The organism is Novosphingobium sp. AAP1 (assembly GCF_001295765.1).
GTDB lineage: Bacteria > Pseudomonadota > Alphaproteobacteria > Sphingomonadales > Sphingomonadaceae > Novosphingobium > Novosphingobium capsulatum.
Genome location: NZ_LJHO01000001.1, coordinates 699,427 through 723,115, shown reverse-complemented (window position 1 = coordinate 723,115; position 23,689 = coordinate 699,427). Strand labels below are relative to the sequence as shown.

Below are 23,689 nucleotides of genomic sequence, written 5' to 3'. Positions count from 1 at the left end.
TGGCGGTTCAGGCGCGGCGGCGCACCAGGCCTTCTTGCGCGGTTTCGGCCACCAGGCGGCCATCCTGGGTAAAGATGCGGCCACGGCTGAAACCGCGCATGTTCCCGGCCCAAGGGCTGTCGCAGGCATAGAGCAGCCATTGATCGGCGCGGGCATCGGCGTGGAACCACAGCGCATGGTCAAGGCTGGCCACCTGGGCGCTGCCGGCCTTGCCGCTGATGCCATGGGGCAGCAGGCTGGTGCCCAGCAAGGTCATGTCGCTGACATAGGCGATCACCGCGCGGTGCAGCGCCGGATCATCGGGCAGGGGCGCCACGCAACGCAGCCAGGTGTGCGCCACCGGTTCGGCCGGGGTTTCGCGCAGCCAGTTGAGCGGTTCGGCCGGGCGCATCTCGATCGCGCGCGGCCGCGACAGCAGGGCGCGGCGCTGCTCTGACAGGCGATCGGCATAAATCGTCAGCAGGTCTGCCTCGCTCGGCAGGTCATCGGGGCTGGGCACCGAAGGCATCGGCAGGCCGTGCTGCAGGGCAAGGCTCTCGCCGGCCTCGCTACGGCGGTGGAACGAGGCCGTCATGGTGAAGATCGGCGCGTCGCCCTGGCTTGCCACCACGCGGCGGTTGGCAAAGTTGCCGCCATCGAGATCGCGCATCACGGTATAGCGCGTGTCGGCATCCTCGCTGCCCGGGCGCAGGAAATAGGCATGCAGCGAATGCACCGGTCGATCGGCGGCGACGGTGGCCTGCGCGGCGGCAAGCGCCTGCGCCACGATCTGCCCGCCAAACACGCGTCCCACGCCGCCGGGCTTGCGCGGCCCGGTAAAGAGATCAGCGCCGGCCTCGGGCTGAACCGTCAGCAGCCGGACAAGGCCGGCGGCCGTCGCGGCAGGGTCTTTGGAATCGGACATCAGGGTGGAAGAGAGCGGGTGCAGCATGATCGCGCGCCTATTCCAGGCGTTCCGCCAAGGTCAACGCATCGCGGCGGCTCGTCACAAATATGAAACCAGGGGCAGGTGATGAACCACCCGGGCCAGGAAACAGGCCCCGCCCAGCCTTGCGGCCAGACGGGGCCTGTCCTTCTCCTCCCCAACCTCGGGCCCATGCGGGCGGGGTTTTCCCCGCTTTTCCGCGTGTCTGCCGTGGGCCACCGGTCCAGCATGCCGGCAGCCCACGGAAGCCGGTTCAGCCTGCCGCGTGGCTGGCCAGGGCGGCCAGCAGCAGCAGGGCAACGATATTGGTGATCTTGATCATCGGGTTCACGGCCGGGCCAGCTGTGTCCTTGTAAGGATCGCCCACGGTGTCACCGGTCACCGCCGCCTTGTGCGCGTCGGAACCCTTGCCGCCGTAATGGCCATCCTCGATATACTTCTTGGCGTTGTCCCACGCCCCGCCGCCCGATGTCATCGACAGGGCCACGAACAGCCCGCCCACGATCACGCCCAGCAGCAGCGCGCCCAGCGCGGCAAAGGCATTGGCCTGCCCTGCCACCGCCATGATCACGAAATAGACCGCGATCGGCGCCAGCACCGGCAGCAGCGAGGGCAGGATCATCTCCTTGATCGCTGCGCGCGTGACCAGGTCCACCGTGCGGGCATAGTCCGGGCGGCTGGTGCCGGCCATGATGCCCGGATCGGCGGCGAACTGCTCGCGCACGTCCACCACCACGTCGCCAGCGGCGCGGCCCACGGCCGTCATCCCCATCGCGCCGAACAGATAGGGCAGCAGCGCGCCCAGCAGCAGCCCGACGATGACATAGGGGTTCTCCAGGCTGAAATCGACATTCAGATCCGGGAAGAACTCGCGCAGGTCCGTGGTATAGGCGGCAAACAGCACCAGGGCGGCAAGGCCAGCCGAACCGATGGCATAGCCCTTGGTGACCGCCTTGGTGGTATTGCCCACCGCGTCGAGCGCATCGGTGCGTTCGCGCACGGTGTCTTCCAAGCCGGCCATTTCGGCAATGCCGCCGGCATTATCGGTTACCGGGCCATAGGCGTCGAGCGCCACAACCATGCCGGCCAGCGCCAGCATTGCCGTCGCGGCATAGGCAATGCCGATCAGCCCGGCGAGCTGATAGGCGACGATGATACCCGCGCAGATCACCAGCGTGGGCAGGGCCGTCGCTTCCAGGCTGACGGCCAGGCCCTGGATCACGTTGGTGCCGTGGCCGGTGACCGATGCCTTGGCGATCGATCGCACCGGGCGATAGCCGGTGCCGGTGTAGTATTCGGTGATCCAGATGATCAGCCCGGTGATCGCCAGGCCAACCAGCGCACAATAGAACAGCGTGCGGCCGGTAAAGCCCTGGTCGCCGATCGGCGCTTCCATGCTGCCCAGCGCCGCTTGCGTGGCGAACCAGATTGCCGGGATAGAAAGCAGGGCCGTGACCAGGAAGCCCTTGTACATCGCGCCCATGATGTTGTTGCTGCGCCCCAGCTTGACGAAATAGGTGCCGATGATCGAGGTGACAATGCAGACCCCGCCGATCAGCAGGGGCAGCGACATCAGCGGCAGCAGCAGATCGCCCACGCCCTTGATCAGCAGCGCCGTCAGCACCATCGTGGCGCCCACGGTGACGACATAGGTTTCGAACAGATCGGCCGCCATGCCGGCGCAATCGCCCACGTTGTCGCCCACGTTGTCGGCAATCACCGCCGGGTTGCGCGGATCATCCTCGGGAATGCCGGCTTCCACCTTGCCGACCAGATCGGCGCCCACGTCGGCCGCCTTGGTAAAGATGCCGCCGCCCAGCCGGGCAAAGATCGACACCAGCGAGGCGCCCAGCGCCAGCGTGGTGAGCGCGGTGACGACGGTGCGATCGCCCGGGGCATAGCCCGCTACGAACACCAGATACCAGAAGAAGCCCGCGATCGCGAGCAGGGCCAGGCCCGCCACCAGCATGCCGGTGATCGCCCCGGCGCGGAACGCCAGGGTAAGGCCTTGTTGCAGGCCGCTTTGCGCGGCAGCGGCGGTGCGCACGTTGGCCCGCACCGACACGTTCATGCCGATGAAGCCAGCCACGCCCGAAAGCACGGCACCAATGACAAAGCCCAGCGCCGGCAGCGGGTGCAGCGTCATCGAAACGATGGCGGCCACGACCACGCCCACCAGGGCGATGGTGCCGTACTGGCGTTTGAGATAGGCCTGCGCCCCTTCCTGGATGGCGCCGGCAATGTCTTGCATTTTCTGGTTTCCGGCCGGGCTTCCCAGCACCTGACGGCTGGTAATGAAGCCATAAAGCACAGCCAGTAACCCCAACCCGATTGCGGTTACGACAAGGTTCACGATGGCATCCCCCTAACTTCCCGTGCCCCGGCTTGTTTGTGTGCCAGGTACACCATGTCCCCGCACTTTGGTTGGGAACCAGATGGAAGCTAAATCATTTGCCGCCGCTCGCAAGCGGTATTGTACGGTTGTTCGGTTATTCCCGGCGACTACGTTTTAGCCGCGGTGTTCATAGCCCAGCGGCCCTTGCGGGCAGGCGCCATCGAGCAGCAAGGGTACGGGGCCAGCGGTCTGCGCCTCGCCGATGCAGGTGGCCGGGCAGGGGGGCGTGGTGCCCGCTGGCAGGGTGAACAGCAGTTCGTAGTCATCACCCCATGACAGCGCCTCTTGCCGGCGGGCAGAGGGAAGGTCTGGCGGCACGGGGCAGGCGGCGCTGTCGATTGCCAGGGTCACGCCGCTGGCACGGGCCATGCGCGTCGCATCGAGCAGCAGCCCGTCCGACACGTCCATCATCGCGCCAACCAGGGGGGCCAGCGCCCGCCCTTCGGCCAGGCGCGGCACCGGGCGGGCAAAGCGCGTGGTATCGCGGCCAGTGCGCCCCTCGCGCCCGTCACGCAGCGCCTCGAACCCCAGCATGGCATCGCCCAGGCTGCCGGTGACCCACAGCCTGTCGCCCACCTGTGCGCCGCTGCGCGTGGGCACCGGGCAATGCGTGGCGCGGCCCAGCGCGGTAAGGCCATGGGCCGCCGGGCCGACCCGGCGCACGGTGTCTCCGCCCAGCAGCGGCACGGCAAACGCCGCCAGCGCCTCCGCCAGCCCGGCCAGGAACCGCTCTTCGCCGCCACCCAGGCCATAGCCCAGCAGCACGCCCAGCGGCGCCGCGCCCTTGGCCGCCAGATCGGACAGGTTGGTCGCCACCAGTTTCCACGCCACGTCCGCCGGGTCCTGGCCCGGCAGCCAGTGCACGCCTTCCACCATCATGTCGTGGGTGAGCACGAGATGCTCCCCGCCCAGCGCGATCACCGCCACGTCATCGTCCAGCCCGCGCGCGGCAGGGTCTGGCGCCAGGGCGCGCAAGGCGGTGATGAAGGCTGCTTCGTCCATGCCCGCTGCGGTAGTGGCTGAAGCGTTGTTTGCAAGTAGCTTGACCCTGGCTGGCCACGCCGCCTAATCGATCGGTTGAAGAGGACCACGGCGACATGACCAACGCAGGACCACAGACCGCGCACGACCATGCTGCGCCGCCGCCTGATGCGGCCGCTGCACCGGGCGGCGCACGCGATCTGCTGCTGGCGGCGGCCTCTGCGGTGATGCGCGAGGGCGACCTGGTCGATATCTCGCTGTCCGAACTCTCGCTGCGCTCGGGCCTCAATTCGGCGCTGGTGAAGTATTACTTCGGTAACAAGGCCGGGCTGCTCACCGCGCTGCTTGATCGCGACATGGCCGAGATCGTCCGCTCGGTCGACGCCCTGGTGGCTAAGGGCGACATGGCCCCGCAGGACAAGCTGCGCCATCACATTTCCTGCTGCATCGATACCTATTACCGCTATCCCTATCTCAACCGCCTGCTCATGCGCCTGGTGCGCGATAGCGACGATGCCGAAGCGCGGCGTATCGCCGACAAGTACCTGCGCCCGCTTAGCCGCGCCTATGACCAACTGATCGGCGAGGGGGTAAGGATCGGGGTGTTCCGCCCGGTCGATCCGCAGATGTTCTATTTCACCGTCAGCGGCGCGGCCGACCGGTTCTTTTCCGCGCGGCTGGTGCTGCGCCACTGCTTTGGCCAGGATTCGTTGACCGAACAGCTGCGCGACCGCTATCGCGAGCACACGGTTGATTTCATCATGGCAGGCATTCTTGCAGACTGAACGGGACACGCCCGAAACGGGCGCACGCTGGCGCATCGGGGTGATCGGCGGCTCGGGGATCTATGATCTTTCGGTGCTGGACGATGTGCAGGAAATCGCGGTGCAATCGCCGTTTGGCGCGCCGTCCGGGCCGGTTACGCTGGGGCGCATCGGCGGGCAGGAATTCGTGTTCCTGGCGCGCCACGGCGCCGGGCACCGGATTTCCCCCGAAGCCATCAACCACCGCGCCAACATCGACGTGATGAAGCGCTGCGGGGTGACCGACCTTGTCGCCATTTCCGCGATCGGCTCGCTGCGCGAAGAGCTGGCACCGGGCAGCTTCGTGGCGGTGAACCAGTTCATCGATCGCACCCATGGCCGCCCGCAAAGCTTTTTCGGGGAAGGGCTGGTGGCCCATGTCTCGCTCGCCGATCCGGTCTGTGCGCGCCTGTCGGGCCTTCTTGCCGATGCGGCCCAGGCCGCCGGGGCCAGCGTGCACCGGGGTGGCTGCTATCTGGCGATGCAGGGGCCGCAGTTTTCCACCCGCGCGGAAAGCCGCCTCTACCGCCAATGGGGTGCCGACGTGATCGGCATGACCGCGATGCCCGAGGCGCGCCTCGCGCGCGAGGCAGAGCTGCCCTATGCCCTGATCGGCATGGTCACCGATTACGATGCCTGGCGCGATGGCGATCATGTTGACGTTGCCCAGGTGCTGTCGGTGATGCGCGGCAATGCCGCAACGGCGAAGGCCACTGTCGTGGCGCTGGCCGGTCTTTTGCCGCAGCTGCGCACGCCCAGTCCGATCGACCGCGCGCTCGACGGCGCGATCATGACGGCGCCGGCGCAGCGCGATCCCGTGCTGGTCGCCAGGCTGGGTGCGGTGGCGGGCAGGGCGCTCAAGACATAGCCGACACGCGGCTGCGGTCTGTGATCCTGTTGCATCGCAGCGCGTATCGAAAGTTGCGCTGCGATAGCTTGTCTTGCACGATTGCAAGAGTTCATAGCGATTAAAGAGAAATATCGTTATTGCCATTGCCGCTGGTTTCCGTAGATACGAAACCATGCCCGGAACCCAGACCCGTCTTGCCGAATTCGTGCCTTATCGCATGGCCATCACCTCTGGTGCGGTGAGCCAGGCCATTGCCAACGAATATCGTATGCAATTCGGGCTCAAGATCTCGGAATGGCGGGTCATGGCGGTGCTCGGCGATGCCGGCCCGCTGACCCAGCGCGACCTGGTGCGCGCCACCCAGATGGACAAGGTTGCCGTCAACCGCGCGTGCAAGGTGCTGGAGGATCGCAACCTGCTGCAGCGCAGCCCGAATGTGGCCGATGGACGCTCCCACCATCTCGAACTTACCGCCGAAGGCCGCGCCATCCATGCCCAGATTTGGCCGCAAGCGCTTGAAATTTATGAGGAAATATTCTCCGCACTGACCCCGCGCGAAACTGAGAAGCTGCGTGCCCTGCTCGACAAGCTGCTGGGCGCGGTGCGGCGGTTCGAAGCGCGCGCCAAGTAAAGTTCAAGACAAAAACCATACCAGAATAGAACCGGGATACTATCGTCGCAGCTGAAACAGGAGAGGTGAACATGAAACTGGCATCGTTGCCGCAGGGGCGCGATGGGCGCCTGATCGTGGTGTCCGACGATCTCGCCTGGTATGCCGACGCCGATCATGTGGTGCCGACGATGCAGCGGCTGCTGGACGAATGGCACCGCCACGCCGATCTTCTCGAAAGCCTGAGCATCGAACTGGCGCACGGGGTGATCCCGCGCAAACGCTTTCACGAACGCGAGGCGGCCGCGCCCCTGCCGCGTACGTTTCACTGGACCGATTCGGCTGATGCCCTGCGCCACCAGCCTGGCGACGGGCTGATGGGCGCGCGCGATCCGCTGCGCCGGCCCGGTGCTTCGGCGGTGGGCCTGGTGGCGATGACGGCCGATGTGCCGCAAGGCGCCAGCGCGGCCGAGGCCTTGGGCCGGGTGCGTCTGGTCGGCCTGGCCCACGCGGTTGCCGTGCAGAGCGCGCCAGGGGCCACGGGGCATTTCTCGCCGGTCTTCGTCACGCCCTCGGCGCTGGCGGAAGCGTGGGTGGATGGCGCGTTGGCCGTGCCGCTCAAGGTGACGCGGGGCAGCCACACCCAGGACGTGATCCTGCCGCCCACCCTGGGCGATACCATCGCCGGTCTGGCCGCCGAACGCGCGCTCGCCGCCGGAACTCTGGTCAGCCTGTCGGCGCCGCTGCCCGGCGATCCGCTGGGGCCGGGCGAAACCCTGCGCGTCGAAGCCCGCAACAGCGCCGGGCGCAGCCTGTTTGGCGCGATCGAGCAGGCGGTGCGCGTTCCTGCTTGAGGTTTGGCGGTACAGTGTCAGGTTCAGCACCACCCCCCGAACCCCTCCTCTGAAGAGGATGGAGAGTTAAAGCACTGACAATAAAAGCCCCCTCCTCTTCAGAGGAGGGGGTTTGGGGATGGTGCGAAGCCCGGCACCAAGCCCGCAGCGCAGAGCCTTACGGCCCGGGCTTGCGGTTGATGAACTGGTCGCTGATCGCGCAGGCCGCCGGGCCCAGGATGACGATGAATAGCGTGGGCAGGATGAACAGGATCAGCGGCACGGTCATGATCGCGGGCAGGCGGGCGGCCTTTTCCTCGGCACGCATCATGCGTTCGTTGCGGAATTCGGCCGACAGCACGCGCAGGGCGGAGGCCAGCGGCGTACCATAGCGTTCGGTCTGGACCATGGTGGTGGTCACGCCCTTCACCGAATCGAGGTTCACGCGATAGGCAAGGTTTTCAAAGGCCTGGCGCCGTTCGGTAAGGAACGACAGTTCGATCGCGGTGAGTGCGAATTCATCGCCCAGTTCGGGATAGGCGCGGCCCAGTTCGCGCGCCACGCGGCCGAACGCGGCGTCCACGGTAAGGCCGGCTTCGGCGCAGATCACCAGCAGGTCCAGCGCATCGGGCAGGCCCTTGCGGATGGCATGGGTGCGCTTGGACACCAGATTGGCGATCCAGATATCGGGGGCCTTGTAGCCGAAGATGACCATGACCGCGAAACCCATGAAGCGCTTGAACGCGCCCCATTCGGGAAAGAACTGCAGCACATAGATCCACAGGATAGCGAGGCCGCCCAGCACGATCGGGCCGATCATGCGGCCAAAGATCACCGCGACGGCCCATTCCTTCTTGCGGATGCCGGCCTGGGCCAGCTTCTGCTGCACCACGGCCAGCTGGCTGTCCTGCAGCACGCGCAGCTTTTCCAGCACGCCGCGGATCGTGTCGGTGGTCTGGTTGCGGCGCACGATCGAATGGCGCTTGCGCGCGGCCGAGGTGATTATCCCGGCCTTGAGCTGTTCGCGCCGCTCGCTCAACGCCTTGACCCGCTTGGCCATGGGATCGCGCACGGTGATCGCGGCATAGATCGCCAGGATCATCGCCGCGGCCGCGATCATCAGCATGATCGAGCCGGCATGGACGACATTGATGCCAAGCAGCGTGGGTGCGGGGTTCGGTTGCATCAGCGCGTTCCTTGGCTCAGATCTCGAAGCTGACCATCTTGGCCATGATGAAGGCGCCCAGGCCCAGCCAGCACAGCCCGCCCAGGCCGGCGATGATCAGGCGCTCGTCGACGAAGAACTTGCCCATGTATACCGGGTTGATCCAGTAGATCAGGGCAAAGACGATGAACGGCAGGGCGCCGACGATATAGGCCGAGGCCTTGGATTCCGAACTCATCGCCTTGATCTTGAGCTTCATCTGCGCACGCTTGCGCAGCACGTCAGCCAGGTTGGCGAGGGTTTCGGCCAGGTTGCCGCCGGTTTCGCGCTGGATCGCCAGGGTAATGCAGAAAAAGCTGAACTCGGCCATGTCGAGGCGATCGGCCGTATCCTGCAGCGCCTCTTCCATGGTCTTGCCCACCTTGATGCGATCGGTCACCAGCTTGAATTCTTCCCCCACCGGGCCGGGCAGTTCGCTGGCGACGACGCCCAGCGTTTCGGTGATCGGCAGGCCAGAGCGCAGGCCGCGCACGAGGAGTTCCAGCGCATCGGGAAAGCGGGTGACAAAGGCGTTGGCGCGCTTGGTGATCGCGCGGTTCACCACCATGTGCGGCAGGCCCGCGCCGACCAGAACGCCGGCCGGTATCGCGAGAAGCAGCGAGCCGGACTTGAGGAAGATCAGCGCGGCGATCCCCAGCCCCAGGCCAAGCGAGGCATAAAGATACTGCGACAGGGTCCAGCCCTTGCCGGTGCGGTGCAGGCGCAGGGCCAGCGCCTCGGTGCGCGAGGCAGAGCCGGCAACGCGATAGGCGCGGGGCGTGCGCGAGGCGATCGCCTTGCGATATTGCGCCTCCACCTTGTCGACCGCGCTATCCGAATGGCGGAAGCGCACCTGTTGCAGGCGGCGTGCGCCTTCCTTGCCGGCACTCGGCCCGCTGAACGCCGCCACGGCCAGCAGCAGCGCGATACCAACCCCGCCAAAGAGCAAGATCAACTGGGGATTGAGCATCGGGGAACCTGCCTACCTGAAGGAAACCGTAAACTGCATCGCGCGGTGACGGCGTGGCACGGGGCGCAAAGCGTCAGACCTGGCCAGCTTTAGACTGGGGCGCCGGTCTTGGCCTTGCCCTTTGCCGGCAACATCTTCTTGAGATCGAACTTGCCCAGGAGCGAGGTGGACTTGGCCTTGGGCTTGTCCGCCGGGCTGGCGTCGGTATCGGCGGCAAGGCTGGAGATGGCCTGCGCCACGTCCTTGATCGCCAGCGCCGCCTTGGTCGAGCGGTTGGCGCCGATGAACGTCTGCCCCAGCTTGGCGGCATTGGCTGCGGCCTTGGCATCGAACGGCACCTGGAAACCCAGCTTGCGCTCGATCGAGGATTCGAAATCGGCGCGGCTGATTTCGCCCACGCCCTGGTGCACCTTGTTGGCCACCACATAGACATGGGCGTGGCTGGCGTTGGACTTGAGCCAGGCCAGCAGGCGGATCGCATCGCGCGCGCCGGCCAGGGTCAATTCGGTGACCAGTGCCACCGCGTTCACATCGGCCAGCAAGTGCGGGAAGTTGATCAGCATGTTGCGCGGCATGTCGATCACGGTCATCTCGAACGCCTGGCGGAATTCCTCCTGCAACTGCACGAAGGCGCTGCCATCGGTCATCAGCGGCGCGGTGATCGGCGCTTCGGCCGAAAGGATCGCCAGGTTGTCGTTGGCCCGGATCATCGCGCGTTCGATGAACAGCCCGTCGATGCGGCTGGGGCTGTCGATCGCGTCGGTCAGGCCACGGCCGGGCTCGAGATCGAGCGTGAGCGCGCCGGTGCCGAAGTGCACGTCAAGATCGAGCAGCGCGGTCGACAGCTTGAAATCGGCGCCAAACGACCAGGCCAGTGAAGTGGCGATGGTGGAGGCGCCAGCCCCGCCGCGGGTGCCGACAACCGCAGTGGTCACGTGGCGCTTGGCCGCGCTGCCATCCTGGTTCTTTGGCGCATTGAAGATCGCCTGCGCCTGGCTCAGCGCGTCGCGCACCTGGGCGACTGACAGCGGCTTGAGCAGGTAATCCTGGATGCCCGAAGCGATGAGATCGCGATAGAGCCGCACATCGTTGACCTGGCCCACGGCGATGACCACCGTGCCGGGTTCGCATACTTCGGCCAGGGCATTGATATCGTTGAGGGGATCGCCGCTTTCCGACAGATCGACCATCAGGATCGCCGGGCTGGCGGTGATCGAGAGCGATTGCACGGCATTGCGCAGGCCGCCGCGCGCGCACTTTTCCGGCGCCCAGCCCATGTCGGCCGCCACGGCGCGCGCCACGTCGAGCGCCGCATCGTCGCACAGGAATGCTGCGAACAGGTCGCGATTGCCGGATTTCCAGGGTGCGCTCATGTCAGTTGCTCGCCGCTGAAGTGGAGGTGGTGACCTTCTTGACGGTGGCGCCCCCCATGCCGGAGGGTGCATTGTCGCGGTAGGCCTGGATCGCCTTGTTCGAGGTCATCACAGTGGTGCGGCCGTCGTCAGACTGGCCGTGCACCAAGTCTTCCTTGTTGGCCACCATCGCGGCCAGGTTGGAGTTGACCGCGCAGCCATAGTTGGTCGAGGTGGCGTTGTTGCCATTGCCATCGTTGTGGGTCGACCAATCCGGGCAACCCGGCACGGCAGCGGTGGTGCGCATGATTACCAGGCGCGCGATGCCCGGCGCCACGCTGCCAGCCGTGATCGGCGCGCCTTCGGCCAGGCTCATGCCGTGGCCGGCAAGCACCGCCTGCACGGCATCGTGCGTGGCCGGATCGCGGGCGGGATCATCCAGCGCCACTTTGTCGCCATAGCCAAGATCAAGCGAGTCGAACCATCCGGCCATGCGGCGCTGCTCGCTGACCGACACGCCGCCACCGGGCAGCGTATTGATGTCCAGCGTGTAGCTGGTGCGTTCGACCACCGGCTGATGCACGCTGTTAAGCGAGCGGTTGGTCGGCTGGCCGCCGACGCAGCCGGCGAGTGCCGTGGTGAGGGCGAGGGCCAGGGCCACAGGGCCGATGCGATTGCGCGTGGTGGACATGGTCTGGTTCCTTGTCGCGTAGGCGGTCACAGGTTGAAGCCGGGCTTGGCGTCGGCCTTGGCCTGCTTGTTCTTTTCGGGCTGGGCGCTGCTGGCGTCGCCTACCTTGGGTGCCGGTCCGCCTTGCACGGTACCTTCGCGTTCGGTCGGCATCGGGCGACCTTCGCCCTTGGACGGTACGGTTTCCTGGTTGCCCAGCAACTGCTGCACGGCATCGGCGGCGCGGAAGCCATCGGTGGGCAGCTTGATATCCTTGGCGTCCACCGGGTTGACCAGATACGGGGTAACCACGATCACCAGTTCGGTCTCGCCCTTCTTGAACGAGGTGGAGCGGAACAGCGAGCCCAGGATCGGCAGGTCGCCAGCGCCCGGCAGCTTGGTGATCGTGTTCTGGGCCGAATTGCTCAGCAGCCCGGCGATCATGAAGCTTTGTCCCGATCCCAGTTCCACCGTGGTTTCGGCGCGGCGCACCTTGAGCGCAGGGATGGAAAAGCCGCTGAGCGTGATCGCGCCGTCAGTGGTGAGTTCGGAGACTTCCGGCCGCACGCGCAGCGAGATGCGGCCATTGGCCAGTACGGTGGGCGTGTAGGACAGGCTCACACCATACTTCTTGTATTCGATGCTGGTGGTGCCCAGGCCCTGCGAAAGCGGGATGGGAAATTCGCCGCCGGCCAGGAATTCGGCCGTTTCACCCGACAGCGCGGTCAGGTTCGGCTCGGCCAGGGTGTTGGACAGGCCGATCGTTTCGCCCAGATCCAGCGCGCCCAGCACATCCATGCCAAACAGCTTGCCGTTGCCGACCAGGCGGGTGCCTGTCGTGGCCGAGTTGACCACCGTGGTCGTGGCATTCATCGCCACGTTGCCGCCAGCCAGTAGTGGCCCGCCCGCGACATACTGGGTGAACGCGTTGCCCTGGCCCACGCCGAACTTGAAGCCGCTGGTGGCATCGGCCGTGGCCCAGTTCATGCCGATCGCGCGGGTCAGCGTGCGGCTGACTTCGGCAATGCGCACCTGGAGCATGACCTGCAGGGGCGTGGCCATCTTGAGGCGGCTGATCACCTGCATCTTGTCGCCCACGAAGGCCTTGACCAGGCGCTCGGCCTCGGCCGCATCTTCGGGCGCTCCCACCGTGCCGGTCAGCAGCACGGTGTTGTTCATCGTGGCGGTCTGCACCTTGGCGTCGGGCATGGCGAGGTGAAGCATCTGGTCGATGCTGTCGATGTTGGTGCCTACGCGAACGTTGGCTGACCAGATCACGTTGCCCTTGGCGTCGCTGGCATAGACGGTGGTTTCGCCCGGGCCCTTGCCGAAGACATAGAGCTGGTTGGTCGATTTCACCTGCACGTCGGCGATCTTTTCGTCGGCGACAAACACATCGGCCATGCGCGAGGGCAGGGTGATCAGTTCACCCCGGCCGAGGCCCACCGCAATCGCGCGGGCCGGGCTGGTGACGCTCTGCGCCTGGGCGGCCGGAGCGGCAGCCACGATCGCGAGGGGCGCGGCAAGCGGTGCGGCCACGATCATGGCGGTGCGCAGCGCGGAAACGAAGCGGTGGGACATGGCTTGGCCTTTGGCGCGATGCCGGAACGGAACGGGCGGGCAGATGGTGGCAGTCATGCTCATCTCACTGCGCTCCCACGCTGACGGTGACAGTGTCCTTGCCGCGCGTGATGTTGACGACCGGGCCACGCGGGCGCGGCGGCACGGCCGGGCCGGCCATGGCCGCCACCGGCGCAGGGGCGGGCGGCGCGGTAAAGCCGCCGCCACCGCCAGCGCCACCCATCGGCGGCATCGACTTGCGCTGGAAGCGCGAGACATCGCCGCCCGTGGCAAAGCTGGTGCCGCCATCGAGCGGGTGGGCCAGCGCCTGCTTGAGCAGCTTTTCCTCGTCCTGCGGGGTGGCCCCGGCCGGAACCTTGACATCGCCCGAGGCGATCGCCTGCTCCAGCTCGGCCGAATTGTCGGCGAGCGAGCGCAGCGAGAGGCTGAGCGTGCCGATGGTCTGGGCCACGGCGATCTTTTCCGCGATCTTGGGCGTCACTTCCACGGTGACGGTGCTGAACGCCTTGACCTTGGTCTTGCCCTCGATCTGTTCCTGCGTGGCGGACTGGTCGGTGGCGAGCACGCGCAGGTTGCGGATGATGGTTTCCGATGCCTTGAGCGGCTGCGGATCGTTGCCCTTGACGGTCTGAGTCAGCACCAGGTCGATATGGTCGCCGGGAAAGACGAAGCCGGCCACACCGGTGCGGGCGGAAACCGGAATGGTGACGGCGCGCATGCCAGGCCCAAGCGCGGCGGCGAGGAAGCCGCGATCGCCCGGTGCCACCAGCGAACCCTGCGTAATCGGTTCGCCGGCGGTGATCGGGTTGCGCACCACGGTGCCGAGCATCTTCTGCATGTCGGCCTCGCCTTCCACGAAATAGGCGTCCTGCACCATTTCCTTGGGCCAGGCCTTGAAGCCAATCGAATCGGCGGTGATGATCGTGCCGACGGGCAGGGCGCGCTGGGCCACCAGGACCTTGGAACCCATTTCCACCTTGGCGGCAGCGATCGCCTGGGGCGAACCCGAGCCACGAATGAGGCCAAGGCCGAACAAGGCCGATGGAATGCCCAGCACCAGCGAGGCCCCCAACAACAGTAGCTTCTTCTTGTCCATCGCCAGTTTATCCCGCCCTTACAGAATAGCGCGCAGCCATCCGACAAATTGGTTAAGTTGGCCTTAGCCCGCAGCGAGCGCGTGAATGCCCGCGCCATAAGTGGTGCCAAGAACACACAGCCCCGCCGTGGCGATCGCCACGCCATAGGGAATCTTCAGCCGGTCCTTGCGGCGCCGCATCAGGTGCCACATGCCCATCCCCACGGTGAGCAGGCCGCCCACCAGGGCCATGATCAGCAGCAGCTTGGCAAACAGCACCGGGCGCAGCCACAGCGCCAGCGCGGTGAGCAGCTTGACATCGCCGCCGCCCATCATGCGCAGGGCAAACAGCCCCGCCAGCACCACGAAAGCGGCCAGCGCCACGCCCAGTTGCAGCACGACATCGGGCCACAGGTGCAGCCCGCAGGCCCACCAATAGACCGGGGCCAGCGCCGCGATCGCGGCGTTGAGCCAGTTGTCGATCTGTCTGCGGCGCAGGTCGGTAAAGGCTGCGATCAGCAGCGCGATTGCCAACACTCCGGCCAATCCGTAAACCATGGAAATCCCCCTCGATGATGTGGGGATACCGGAAAATCACTTACCAAACGGTAACCAAGCCAAGCGGCGGGATCGGGCGTGAAACAGGGCGTCGCAAGCAATGGTTAAGCATGTCTGGAAGGGCATCGGTGGGCGCGAGATCCCCGCTGGTGCGAGCGAATCGACCTGGTCCGCCAGCGATGGCACCGCCATCCGCCGGATCGACTGGCGGCGCGGCGATGGCCCGCCGAGGGGGTCGATCCTGTTCCTGCCCGGGCGCGGGGACTTTTATGAAAAGTATTTGGAAACGTTCGATTACTGGGCGTCTAAGGGCTGGTGCGTAACCGCCGCTGACTGGCGCGGGCAGGCTGGCTCTGCCGGGCCGCAAAGCGGGCCACCGGTGGGTGACATCGCCGATTTTTCGGTCTGGGTGGATGACCTTGCCCATCTTTACCAAATCTGGCGCGCGCAAACACCGGGGCCGCATGTGGTGATCGGCCATTCGATGGGCGGCCACCTGGTGTTGCGCACCTTGGCCGAGCAGCGAATCGCCCCGGATGCCGTGGTGCTGAGCGCGCCGATGCTCGGATTCGCCACCGTTCTGCCGCGCGCGGTGCAGCGCGTCTATGCCGCGCTGATGGTTCGCCTGGGCGATCCGGCGCGCCCGGCGTGGAAAAACAGCGAGAAGCCTGGCGCCCGGGTCGCGCTGCGTGCCAACCTCCTGACGCACGATGAAACCCGCTACGCCGATGAACAATGGTGGCGGGCACAGCGGCCCTGGCTGGCGCTGGGTCCGGCCAGTTGGCGCTGGCTGAAAAAGAGCAGCGAATCGTTCGACCGGCTCGATGCGCCTGGGATGCTGGAGCGCGTAACCACCCCGGTGCTGCTGCTTGCCACGCGCCACGATGCGCTGGTGTCGTGGCCAGCTATCGCGCGCGCCGCGCAGCGCCTGCCCAAGGCCCAACTGGTGGCCTGGGGGCGTGAGGCGCGGCACGAACTGCTGCGCGAATGTGACGCCGTGCGCGATCGGGTGCTTGCCTCGATCGACGAATTCCTCGAACGGGAAGCCCCACAGCGGCAAGACACGGCCGCCATGGCGGAATAAGGCAGGCAGGGGCGCGACCATGGACGAGTTCGACATCGCGATCATCGGCGCCGGCATGGCCGGGGCCAGTCTCGCCGCCGAATGCGCGCCCCATGCCCGCGTCCTGCTGGTCGAGGCGGAGGACAGCCCAGGCTACCACACCACCGGCCGCTCCGCCGCGTTCTGGGACGAGATCTATGGCGGGCCGGCGGTGGTGCCACTCACCCTGGCCTCGGGGGATTACCTGGCACAGCACGGCTTTCTGCAGCCGCGCGGCTCGCTGGTGATCGGGCGGACAGAGGATCGCGCCGCGCTGGAAACCTTCGTGTCCGACTATGGCGCGCTCGGCGCCACGGTGGACATGATCGATCGCGCCGGCATGATCGCGCTGGTGCCTGGCCTGCGCGAGCAATGGTGCCTGGGGGCCTGGCAGCCGGGCTGCGCCGATATCGACGTGGCCGGGCTGCACCAGCACTACCTGGCCCTGGCGCGCCGCACCGGAACCGTCGTCTGCCTGCGTGCGCGTATCGATTCGCTGGTACACGAGGGGGCTGGCTGGCGTCTGGCGTGGCGCGGGGGGCAGGCGCGCGCCGGGGTGGTGGTCAACGCCGCCGGGGCCTGGGCCGACGAAGTCGCCAGGCTCGCCGGGGCGGCCCCCCTGGGCATCGCGCCGCTGCGCCGCACGATCACGCAGCTGCGTGTCGATCCACCCGTGCCGGCCACACTGCCGCTCACCTTCGGGTTGGCGGGAGACTTCTATTTCAAGCCATCGGGCGATCGGCTGTGGCTTTCGCCGCACGATGAAACGCCCGACGTGGCGCACGATGTCGCGCCCGAGGAAATCGACGTAGCGCTGGCGATCGATCGCCTGGAACAGGTGGTGGATTGGCGCATCGCCGCAGTGGAGCGGCGCTGGGCCGGGCTGCGCAGCTTTGCCCCCGATCGCGCGCCGGTCTATGGCTTTGATCCTGCCGTGCCGGGCCTGTTCTGGTTTGCCGGGCAGGGCGGCTTTGGCATCCAGACCGCGCCCGCCGCCGCGCGCCTGGCCGCGCAGCAATTGCTGGGCCAGTCGGCCGATGCGATGACCGAACGGCTCGATCCGGCGCGCTATGCACCGGGGCGTTTGTCGCCCGCTGGTCTTGCCCTGGCTTGAAGCGGGCCGGCACAGCATGGTTATGTCATGCGGTTAACGCGGCGTTTGCGCTCTATTCCTTGATGCGCTTTTCCTTCACCCGCTTGTCGTGCAGCGGGGGATGGCGTGGCGGCACCCGGCGCGCTGGGCGAACGGCCACATCCACCGTGCGCGTGGTGGTCACGGTGCGGGTTTCGCCACAAGGCTGGCAGCTCCCGGTACGCGGCAGCGGCACTGGCACCATGACCACCCCTGCCACGTAATAGCCCGGCGGCGCGATCCAGCTGCCGGTATAGACCGGCACTTGCCCGGCATAGCCCGGCGCGGAATAGGCCTGGGGTGGATGGCCCGGTGCATAATAGCCAGCGCCGGGATAGGCCGGAGCAGGCATCGCCTCGCATGGCGGCGGCCAGCCGTGCCGTTGCGGTTCGCCGCCATCGATGCCGGGCACGCTGCACGGGCCTGGCCCTGGGCCATAGGGAACCATCGCGGATGATGCTGCCGGCGTGGTGACCGATGGCGGTGGTTGGTGCCGCGCCACGGCTGGTGATGCTGCCGCTGCCATCAGGCTGGCAGCCGCCAGCACCCACCCCGCACGGCTGACCGTGAACTGGCAAACCATCGAACATCCCCCGCGATCGGCCGGCGCCAAGGCGGCCTGTGCGCGGCAGTTTACCATGAAGCGACATGCCGCCAAACCGGATGGACCGCAGCTGAGTCCCGGAATGGATCAGGCTCGCGATGGATCAGGCGGCCTTGGCTGCGTCGCTGGCGAGTTTGTCGACCCGCTCGTTTTCGGGATGGCCGTCGTGTCCCTTGACCCACACCCACTCGATCTTGTGCGGACGGGCGGCGGCCACCAGTGCGCGCCACAGGTCTTCGTTCTTGACCGGCTTGTTGTCGGCCGTTTTCCAGCCTCGTTTCTGCCAGCCAAAGATCCACTTGGTGATGCCGTCGAGCACATACTTGCTGTCGGTGTGCAGGGTCACCTGGCAGGGCTGGGTCAGCGCTTCCAGCGCGCGGATAGCGCCCATCATTTCCATGCGGTTGTTGGTCGTCTCGCGCTCGGAACCGACCAGTTCCTTTTCGTGCTCGCCCATGCGCAGCAGCGCGCCCCAGCCACCCTTGCCGGGATTGCCCTTGCAGGCGCCGTCGGTGAAGATATCGACCTGCTTCACAGTGCGAACACTCCACCATTCGCCGGATCGGCATAGAATTGCAGCCGGCGGGCAAAGGCCATCGGGTCTTTCCGCGTCACCAGGGCATCGGCCGGGGTATTGAGCCAGTCATAGGCGCGGCTCATGGCAAAGCGCATCGCCGCCCCTTGTGCCAACACGGGCAGCGCCGCCCGTTCTGCCCCAGACAGGGCGCGCACGCTGGCATAGCCTTCAAGCAGCGCCGCCGAAAGATCGGCGCGGAACGCCAGGCCCGCCGCATCGAAACACCAGGCGGCATGCGTCACCGCCAGGTCATAGGCGATCACGTCGTTGCAGGCGAAATAGAAGTCGATCAGGCCAGTGACCGTTTCCCCCTGCATCAGCACGTTGTCGGGAAAGAGATCGGCATGGATCACGCCGGTGGGCAGGTCTTGCGGCCATTGCGCGGCCAAGCGGGGCAGGTGCTGCGCCACCAGGCTGGCCAGCGCCGGATCGATGCTGGCCAGGCCCTGCGGCCCGCAGGCATCGGCGAGCCGCTGCCATTCCGCAAGGCCCATGCCATTGGCGCGTGTGGCGGGGTAATCGGCGGCGGCGCCGTGCAGCGTGGCCAGCGCCGCGCCCACTGCGCGCGCCTGGCCGGGCGTGGGTTCGTGCAGCGAAACGCCGGGCAGGAACTCGATCAGTGCCAGGGCGCGTTCCCCACGCGGTGTAGCGACCACGCGATAGAGATTGCCCGCGCCATCGTGGATGGAGCGCGGCACCGGGCAGCCTTTGGCCGCGAGATGATCGAGCAGCCCGAGGAAATAGGGCAGGTCGCTGATCTCGATGCGGAATTCGTACATCGTGAGGATGAAGCGCGTGGCCTTGTCAGGCTCTTGGGCGGTTTCGATCAGCCAATTGCTGTTGGAAACGCCTTCGGCAATGCCCTTGGCGGAAACCAGATCGCCCAGGTGATAGGGAGCGAGCAGCGCGGCCATGTCCTCCGCGCCGAGGTGGGTATAGACAGCCATGATGGGGTCTTTCAGCTCATCAACTGGCGGGGCAGCTTGAACACCATGTGTTCCTCGGTGGTGGTCACCGGTTCTTCGTGAACCTGGCGCCAGGTGCCAAGCTTGGCCACCACTTCGCGCACCAGCACTTCGGGGGCCGAAGCGCCGGCCGTCAGCCCCAGCGAGGTGACCCCTTCCAGCCAGGCCGGATCGATTTCCGACGCGCGCTGGATCAGGCGGGCCTTGGAACCCTCGCGCTCGGCCACTTCGACCAGCCGCAACGAGTTCGAGCTGTTGGGCGCGCCGATCACCAGCACCAGCTGGCAGCGCGGCGCAATGGCCTTGACCGCCGCCTGGCGGTTGGACGTGGCATAGCAGATGTCTTCGGCGCGGGGGCCGACGATGCTGGGAAAGCGCGCCTTGAGTGCGGCGATGATCTCGGCGGTATCGTCGACCGACAGGGTGGTCTGCGTCAGGAACGCCAGGCGCTGGTCGGCCGGGAAATCCAGCCGGGCCACGTCTTCCACCGTTTCGACCAGGGTCATCGCGCCTTCGGGCACCTGGCCCATCGTGCCGATCACTTCGGGATGGCCCTTGTGGCCCACGAACAGGATGTGGCGCCCGGCTTCCACCTTGCGTTCGGCCTGGCGGTGCACCTTGCTCACCAGCGGGCAGGTCGCGTCCAGCCAGTCGAGCCCGCGCTCGGTCGCGGCCATCGGCACCACCTTGGGCACGCCATGGGCGGAAAACACCACCGGCTTGCCATCGGGCACTTCGTCCAGTTCCTCCACGAAGACGGCGCCCTTGGCCTTGAGCGTATCGACCACGAAGCGGTTGTGGACGATTTCGTGGCGCACATAGACCGGCGCGCCATAGCGTTCGATCGCCCGCTCCACGATCTCGATCGCACGGTCCACCCCGGCGCAGAAGCCGCGCGGGGCGGCAATCAGAAGGTGCAACGGCGGCAGGCCCGTTTCGGGCAGGGTGGCGGCGGCGGCGGAATCCGGAAAGCTGGCGTTCATGGGCCTGTCCTTAGCAGCGCAGGGCCCACTCGTAAAACAACGCCGCGTTTAAAAGATGCAGCAAAACATCGCCGTCGCCCAGGCAGCGCCATTGCCCAAGCGCCAAGGGGTGGGTAGAGGATGCGCTGCATCCGCTGCTGTTTCAGATCGGGCGGCGCCTGTGCTGCCCCTGTTTGCGCCTTAAGGAAGTTGCCCTGATGATCGCCAAGAGCCGCCGTCTCTCGCTTGCCAAGGCCGTGATCGGCACACCGTTGCTGGCCGGGCTGCTGGCCGGTGCCCTGACGGGCTGTGCCAAGAACAAGGGCGAACTGGTGGTGGAAGATGGCGTGGGCGTGACTGCGCTGCGCACGGCCTGCCCGACGGTGGAAATCCCTGAAATGACCGGCGATGTGACCGTGTTCACCGATCCGGCGCGCACCGATTCGCAGGCGATCGATCTGGTGGCCGCGATCACCAACCTGCGTTCCACCTGCGCCGAAGCGGCCGATCCCGTGACCAGCGAGGCGACCTTCGATGTCGAGGCGCGCCGCACCGACACGCGCGGCGCGCGCCATGTCGAACTGCCCTATTTCTCGGTGGTGATGCGTGGTGGCACGGCCGTGGTGGCCAAGCGCCTTGGCACGGTGGCGATCGATTTTGCCGATGGCCAGGATCGCGCCACTGGCCATGCCAAGGCCGGTGCCAGCGTCGATCGCGCCGCCGCCAGCCTGCCCGCCGATGTGCGCGCCCGCCTGTCGCGCAAGCGCCGCGCCGGCCAGGCCGATGCGGCGATCGATCCGCTCTCGCTGCCTGAAGTGAAGAAGGCCATCGCCTCGGCCACGTTCGAGCATCTGATCGGCTTCCAGCTGACCAACGCGCAACTGGAATACAACGCGCGGCGTTGAGGCGTCTGCGGTGACGGCTTAAGGTTTCCACCACCCCCAACCCCTCCTCTGAAGAGGAGGGGAGCTTTTGGTGATGGAAATCTGCCTTTAATTTTAGCGCGAGCCCAGCCCGCGCAGCGATACGCTGAACAGGAACGAGTTACCGGCCGTGGCGTCACCGGTCGTCACGTAGTCGCGCTTCCAGGTGATCGACAGGTCAAAGCAATCATCGGTATAGGCCACGCCCAGGCGGTGGCGCAGCATCTGGAACCCGTCTGAACCATAGACCGGATCGCTGGCCTTGGTCGTCAGGTTGACCACGCCCGAGGCGAAGACCGAGAAATAGCGGGCAAAGCCCACCCGCGCTGCGGCGCGCAGTTCCTCGCGATCACGCAGGTCTTCGAACGTGATCGGGATATCGCGGTTGAGGCGCAGATAGCCGATCTCGGCATAGGTCCGGTGATCGCCGATCGTCGCATCGATTTCGTTGCGGCGCAGGACGAAGCTGTCCTTGTCCAGGCGATAGCGGTGGGTGAACTGGATGATGTCCTTGATCCGCAAGTCGGTACGCCCGACGATATCGGAAAAGCGATCGGTCAACCCGGTGCCCGGCGGCAGCAGGCTCTGCTCGTCCGACAGGCGATAGCTTTGCCCCACGGTGGAGGAAATGCGCCAGCCCGGCCGCGTCAGCTGCCAGTCAAAGCCATAGGTCACGCGCACGCCGTCTTCATAACGGTCATAGCCGTTGAAGCGGTTGAGCGAGAACAGATTGGAATCATCCAGGTCCGCGGCGCGCGAATCCTCGTTGGGGATCGAGGTGTTGCGCACGTGCGGCGTGGCCACCAGCTGCACCCGCGGGGTCAGCACCTGCGTCCCGCCGAACAGCGCGCCGACCAGCGGCCACTTCACGTCCACCGCCGCCGTGGCGATGCCGCGCGCCTGCCAGCCCGACACGCCGCGATAGATATCCACCGTGGTCAGCGCGTTGGCATCGCTGTGATACACGTCGCCGCGCATCATCGCGGTAAATGTCACTTCCTGGCCAAGCCCTGTTACCGTGCGCAGATCCCACTGCGCGCGGGCAAAGGCGCGCTGGGTATCCTGCCCGGCAGAGCGGCTGATCGCCAGGGTATTGGCTTCCAGTTCCAGGTGCCCGCCAATGCCCGGCGTGGCGATGCGATAGCGCCAGTCTAGCGCGGGCAGGGCGAGCGGGACCTGGCCCTGGTTGTCACCCACGCGCAGCGTCTGCACCGCCCAGCCGGCCAGGCTGAAATAGCTGTCGTCGCCGATGCGTTCGAGGTTGATCGACGAGCGCAGCCGGTCATCGCGGCTGATGTCGTAACGACGCAGGAACGTGCGGTCGCTGGCATAGCGGCCATAGGCGGTCAGGCTCCAGTTCTCGTCGAACTGCAGCTTGCCGTTGGCCTCGAGATAGCCGCGCCACTGGCTGGTGCCCACGCCCGAACCCGCATCGATCGCCGAATAGACCGGAATGGCCGAAGAGCGCGTGAGGTAGCCGGTGATCTGGAACGCGCCCAAGCTGGTAAGCTGGCGATAGGTGCCCGAGATCATCGGCAGCGCACCGGTATAGAGGTGGCCGGCGATCTCCAGGTCCTTGTTGTCGCCCAGGCGCCAATAGAACGTATCGGCAAATTCCACGCCGTTGGCCGCAGTGGAGCGGATATCGGGGATCAACAGGCCGGTTTCGGCGCGAAAATCGCTGGTGTGGGTCAGCCCGGGCAATGGCAGCAGCGGAATGCCAAAGACGCGCAAGGTGGCGCCGGAATAATGGACCTTCTTTGTGGTCTGATTCCACGTTACCTTGACGGCGGTAACTTCCCAGCTCGGCTTCTTGGGGCAGCCATCCTCGTTTTCCACGGCGCAGCCGGAAAAGGCGGCATCGTGCAGGGTAAGGTTGCCGTTGGCATCGCGCGTGCCCTCGCGTGCGGCCAGTCGCCCACCTTCGCGCAGCACCACCAGCAGATCCTGCATGGCGCCGGCCTTCAACTCGTCGGTCAGCTCTACCTTGTCGGTATAGAGCACGTTGCCGCCTTCATCGACCGCGCGAATGTTGCCGGTTGCCTCGATCTTGCCGGTCTTGCGATTCCACGTCACGGCATCGGCGCGCACGGTCTGCTCATCGCGGCGCAGCACGACATTGCCGGTGGCGGTGACCACGTCGGGATCGCTGGCATATTGCAGCTTGTCGGCCTCGAACCGCACCTGGTCGCTCTGGGCGGCGTCGGTTTTCGTCGCATCACCCTGCGCGGCATCGCTGCCCGTGGCCGTACCAGCAGGGGTGGCGATCATGCTGCCGGCGTTGGTGTCTTCGGCCACGGCACTGGGTGGCGTTACCGGCGCGGGCGCCTTTTCCGTCACCGGTGCCATGCCCACAGGGGCATCTTGTGCCAGGGCCGGCATGGCCCAGACACTCGCGCCAAGGCCCATGGCCCCGGTCAACAGGGCATGCCGGGCGCTGCCCAGCGACAGGCAATGGGAAAACTGGCGCCGATTTCGAGCGGAGAAGGCGGCGGAAAGCGGCGTAACGGGGGACATGCGGTTGCCTATCGCACTGGTCGGTCGTAACTGCAAACCCACAATTGCGGCGCGGTTTCCCTTCTGGGCAACGTGTTGCCGCTTTCGGACAGGAGTTTGCT

The 23,689-nt window shown here is 66.4% G+C and carries 22 protein-coding genes; 7 read left to right on the top strand and 15 right to left on the bottom strand.

Annotation, left to right across the window (positions count from 1 at the left end):
• Positions 1 to 7: 7 nt before the first annotated feature.
• From IP65_RS03240 to thiL, 3 genes are all read right to left on the bottom strand, one after another.
• Complete coding sequence (locus tag IP65_RS03240; RefSeq protein WP_054130913.1) at positions 8 to 904, bottom strand: acyl-CoA thioesterase II; 897 nt, start codon at positions 902 to 904, stop codon at positions 8 to 10.
• Between the two features lie 274 nt (positions 905 to 1,178).
• Positions 1,179 to 3,278: a sodium-translocating pyrophosphatase gene (locus IP65_RS03235; RefSeq protein WP_054130722.1), complete on the bottom strand. Its 2,100-nt coding sequence runs from the start codon at positions 3,276 to 3,278 to the stop codon at positions 1,179 to 1,181.
• A gap of 156 nt (positions 3,279 to 3,434) precedes the next feature.
• Positions 3,435 to 4,322 (bottom strand): thiamine-phosphate kinase, encoded by an 888-nt coding sequence (gene thiL, locus IP65_RS03230; RefSeq protein WP_054130721.1) that lies wholly within the window; start codon positions 4,320 to 4,322, stop codon positions 3,435 to 3,437.
• Positions 4,323 to 4,417: 95 nt separating this feature from the next.
• Between thiL and IP65_RS03225 the strand changes: the two genes are divergently transcribed.
• The 4 genes from IP65_RS03225 to IP65_RS03210 all read left to right on the top strand — a co-directional run bounded on the left by IP65_RS03225 (position 4,418) and on the right by IP65_RS03210 (position 7,418).
• Positions 4,418 to 5,086, top strand: coding sequence for a TetR family transcriptional regulator (locus tag IP65_RS03225; RefSeq protein WP_054130720.1), 669 nt, complete (start codon positions 4,418 to 4,420; stop codon positions 5,084 to 5,086).
• Complete coding sequence (mtnP, locus tag IP65_RS03220) at positions 5,076 to 5,972, top strand: S-methyl-5'-thioadenosine phosphorylase (RefSeq protein ID WP_231627530.1); 897 nt, start codon at positions 5,076 to 5,078, stop codon at positions 5,970 to 5,972. The genes IP65_RS03225 and mtnP overlap by 11 nt, the downstream gene beginning before the upstream one ends.
• Positions 5,973 to 6,126: 154 nt before the next feature.
• Complete coding sequence (locus IP65_RS03215) at positions 6,127 to 6,585, top strand: MarR family winged helix-turn-helix transcriptional regulator (RefSeq protein WP_022674476.1); 459 nt, start codon at positions 6,127 to 6,129, stop codon at positions 6,583 to 6,585.
• A gap of 71 nt (positions 6,586 to 6,656) precedes the next feature.
• Positions 6,657 to 7,418: a hypothetical protein gene (locus IP65_RS03210; RefSeq protein WP_054130719.1), complete on the top strand. Its 762-nt coding sequence runs from the start codon at positions 6,657 to 6,659 to the stop codon at positions 7,416 to 7,418.
• Positions 7,419 to 7,575: 157 nt separating this feature from the next.
• On the opposite strand, the gene IP65_RS03205 is transcribed toward IP65_RS03210, so the two are convergent.
• From IP65_RS03205 to IP65_RS03175, 7 genes are all read right to left on the bottom strand, one after another.
• Positions 7,576 to 8,583 (bottom strand): type II secretion system F family protein, encoded by a 1,008-nt coding sequence (locus IP65_RS03205; RefSeq protein ID WP_022675891.1) that lies wholly within the window; start codon positions 8,581 to 8,583, stop codon positions 7,576 to 7,578.
• Positions 8,584 to 8,599: 16 nt separating this feature from the next.
• The gene (locus IP65_RS03200) at positions 8,600 to 9,571 is read right to left on the bottom strand and encodes a type II secretion system F family protein (RefSeq protein WP_054130718.1); all 972 of its coding nucleotides are present in this window, start codon (positions 9,569 to 9,571) and stop codon (positions 8,600 to 8,602) included.
• Positions 9,572 to 9,660: 89 nt separating this feature from the next.
• Positions 9,661 to 10,944, bottom strand: coding sequence for a Flp pilus assembly protein ATPase CpaE (locus IP65_RS03195; protein ID WP_022675893.1), 1,284 nt, complete (start codon positions 10,942 to 10,944; stop codon positions 9,661 to 9,663).
• Between the two features lies 1 nt (position 10,945).
• Positions 10,946 to 11,614 (bottom strand): CpaD family pilus assembly protein, encoded by a 669-nt coding sequence (locus IP65_RS03190; protein WP_022675894.1) that lies wholly within the window; start codon positions 11,612 to 11,614, stop codon positions 10,946 to 10,948.
• A 26-nt stretch (positions 11,615 to 11,640) separates the two neighbouring features.
• Complete coding sequence (locus IP65_RS03185; protein ID WP_082349766.1) at positions 11,641 to 13,173, bottom strand: type II and III secretion system protein family protein; 1,533 nt, start codon at positions 13,171 to 13,173, stop codon at positions 11,641 to 11,643.
• Between the two features lie 64 nt (positions 13,174 to 13,237).
• The gene (gene cpaB / locus IP65_RS03180) at positions 13,238 to 14,269 is read right to left on the bottom strand and encodes a Flp pilus assembly protein CpaB (protein ID WP_054130717.1); all 1,032 of its coding nucleotides are present in this window, start codon (positions 14,267 to 14,269) and stop codon (positions 13,238 to 13,240) included.
• 63 nt (positions 14,270 to 14,332) lie between these two features.
• Positions 14,333 to 14,806 carry a prepilin peptidase gene (locus tag IP65_RS03175; protein ID WP_043610870.1) on the bottom strand — a complete coding sequence of 158 codons (474 nt, stop codon included), beginning with the start codon at positions 14,804 to 14,806 and terminating at the stop codon, positions 14,333 to 14,335.
• A 100-nt stretch (positions 14,807 to 14,906) separates the two neighbouring features.
• On the opposite strand from IP65_RS03175, the gene IP65_RS03170 reads away from it, so the two are divergent.
• Both IP65_RS03170 and IP65_RS03165 read left to right on the top strand, forming a co-directional pair.
• Complete coding sequence (locus tag IP65_RS03170; RefSeq protein ID WP_054130716.1) at positions 14,907 to 15,890, top strand: alpha/beta fold hydrolase; 984 nt, start codon at positions 14,907 to 14,909, stop codon at positions 15,888 to 15,890.
• Between the two features lie 19 nt (positions 15,891 to 15,909).
• The gene (locus tag IP65_RS03165; protein ID WP_054130715.1) at positions 15,910 to 17,022 is read left to right on the top strand and encodes an FAD-binding oxidoreductase; all 1,113 of its coding nucleotides are present in this window, start codon (positions 15,910 to 15,912) and stop codon (positions 17,020 to 17,022) included.
• 52 nt (positions 17,023 to 17,074) lie between these two features.
• On the opposite strand, the gene IP65_RS03160 is transcribed toward IP65_RS03165, so the two are convergent.
• The 4 genes from IP65_RS03160 to ispH form a co-directional block, all read right to left on the bottom strand.
• Positions 17,075 to 17,680: a hypothetical protein gene (locus tag IP65_RS03160; RefSeq protein WP_156306370.1), complete on the bottom strand. Its 606-nt coding sequence runs from the start codon at positions 17,678 to 17,680 to the stop codon at positions 17,075 to 17,077.
• Between the two features lie 67 nt (positions 17,681 to 17,747).
• A complete protein-coding gene (gene rnhA / locus IP65_RS03155) occupies positions 17,748 to 18,179 on the bottom strand; it encodes a ribonuclease HI (protein ID WP_054130713.1) in 432 nt (143 codons plus the stop codon).
• Complete coding sequence (thrB, locus tag IP65_RS03150) at positions 18,176 to 19,168, bottom strand: homoserine kinase (RefSeq protein ID WP_054130712.1); 993 nt, start codon at positions 19,166 to 19,168, stop codon at positions 18,176 to 18,178. The genes rnhA and thrB overlap by 4 nt, the downstream gene beginning before the upstream one ends.
• 11 nt (positions 19,169 to 19,179) lie before the next feature.
• A complete protein-coding gene (gene ispH, locus IP65_RS03145) occupies positions 19,180 to 20,169 on the bottom strand; it encodes a 4-hydroxy-3-methylbut-2-enyl diphosphate reductase (protein WP_054130711.1) in 990 nt (329 codons plus the stop codon).
• 197 nt (positions 20,170 to 20,366) lie between these two features.
• Here ispH and IP65_RS03140 point away from each other — a divergent pair, with 197 nt between their 5' ends.
• Entirely contained in the window at positions 20,367 to 21,053 is a 687-nt protein-coding gene (locus IP65_RS03140) for a hypothetical protein (protein WP_054130710.1), read from the top strand.
• A 93-nt stretch (positions 21,054 to 21,146) separates the two neighbouring features.
• Here IP65_RS03140 and IP65_RS03135 read toward each other — a convergent pair whose 3' ends face one another.
• Entirely contained in the window at positions 21,147 to 23,588 is a 2,442-nt protein-coding gene (locus IP65_RS03135) for an LPS-assembly protein LptD (RefSeq protein ID WP_231627529.1), read from the bottom strand.
• Positions 23,589 to 23,689 lie beyond the last annotated feature (101 nt).

What these genes read in the sequence shown, in the direction of transcription:
- IP65_RS03225 (WP_054130720.1), top strand. Translation starts at nt 4,418, where the DNA reads ATGACCAACGCAGGACCACAGACCGCGCACGACCATGCTGCGCCGCCG.
- cpaB (WP_054130717.1), bottom strand. Translation starts at nt 14,269, where the DNA reads ATGGACAAGAAGAAGCTACTGTTGTTGGGGGCCTCGCTGGTGCTGGGC.
- IP65_RS03135 (WP_231627529.1), bottom strand. Translation starts at nt 23,588, where the DNA reads ATGTCCCCCGTTACGCCGCTTTCCGCCGCCTTCTCCGCTCGAAATCGG.
- IP65_RS03205 (WP_022675891.1), bottom strand. Translation starts at nt 8,583, where the DNA reads ATGCAACCGAACCCCGCACCCACGCTGCTTGGCATCAATGTCGTCCAT.
- thrB (WP_054130712.1), bottom strand. Translation starts at nt 19,168, where the DNA reads ATGGCTGTCTATACCCACCTCGGCGCGGAGGACATGGCCGCGCTGCTC.
- IP65_RS03195 (WP_022675893.1), bottom strand. Translation starts at nt 10,944, where the DNA reads ATGAGCGCACCCTGGAAATCCGGCAATCGCGACCTGTTCGCAGCATTC.
- IP65_RS03200 (WP_054130718.1), bottom strand. Translation starts at nt 9,571, where the DNA reads ATGCTCAATCCCCAGTTGATCTTGCTCTTTGGCGGGGTTGGTATCGCG.
- IP65_RS03215 (WP_022674476.1), top strand. Translation starts at nt 6,127, where the DNA reads ATGCCCGGAACCCAGACCCGTCTTGCCGAATTCGTGCCTTATCGCATG.
- IP65_RS03160 (WP_156306370.1), bottom strand. Translation starts at nt 17,680, where the DNA reads ATGGTAAACTGCCGCGCACAGGCCGCCTTGGCGCCGGCCGATCGCGGG.
- IP65_RS03170 (WP_054130716.1), top strand. Translation starts at nt 14,907, where the DNA reads ATGGTTAAGCATGTCTGGAAGGGCATCGGTGGGCGCGAGATCCCCGCT.
- IP65_RS03185 (WP_082349766.1), bottom strand. Translation starts at nt 13,173, where the DNA reads ATGTCCCACCGCTTCGTTTCCGCGCTGCGCACCGCCATGATCGTGGCC.
- ispH (WP_054130711.1), bottom strand. Translation starts at nt 20,169, where the DNA reads ATGAACGCCAGCTTTCCGGATTCCGCCGCCGCCGCCACCCTGCCCGAA.
- thiL (WP_054130721.1), bottom strand. Translation starts at nt 4,322, where the DNA reads ATGGACGAAGCAGCCTTCATCACCGCCTTGCGCGCCCTGGCGCCAGAC.
- IP65_RS03140 (WP_054130710.1), top strand. Translation starts at nt 20,367, where the DNA reads ATGATCGCCAAGAGCCGCCGTCTCTCGCTTGCCAAGGCCGTGATCGGC.
- IP65_RS03190 (WP_022675894.1), bottom strand. Translation starts at nt 11,614, where the DNA reads ATGTCCACCACGCGCAATCGCATCGGCCCTGTGGCCCTGGCCCTCGCC.
- IP65_RS03240 (WP_054130913.1), bottom strand. Translation starts at nt 904, where the DNA reads ATGTCCGATTCCAAAGACCCTGCCGCGACGGCCGCCGGCCTTGTCCGG.
- IP65_RS03175 (WP_043610870.1), bottom strand. Translation starts at nt 14,806, where the DNA reads ATGGTTTACGGATTGGCCGGAGTGTTGGCAATCGCGCTGCTGATCGCA.
- IP65_RS03210 (WP_054130719.1), top strand. Translation starts at nt 6,657, where the DNA reads ATGAAACTGGCATCGTTGCCGCAGGGGCGCGATGGGCGCCTGATCGTG.
- IP65_RS03165 (WP_054130715.1), top strand. Translation starts at nt 15,910, where the DNA reads ATGGACGAGTTCGACATCGCGATCATCGGCGCCGGCATGGCCGGGGCC.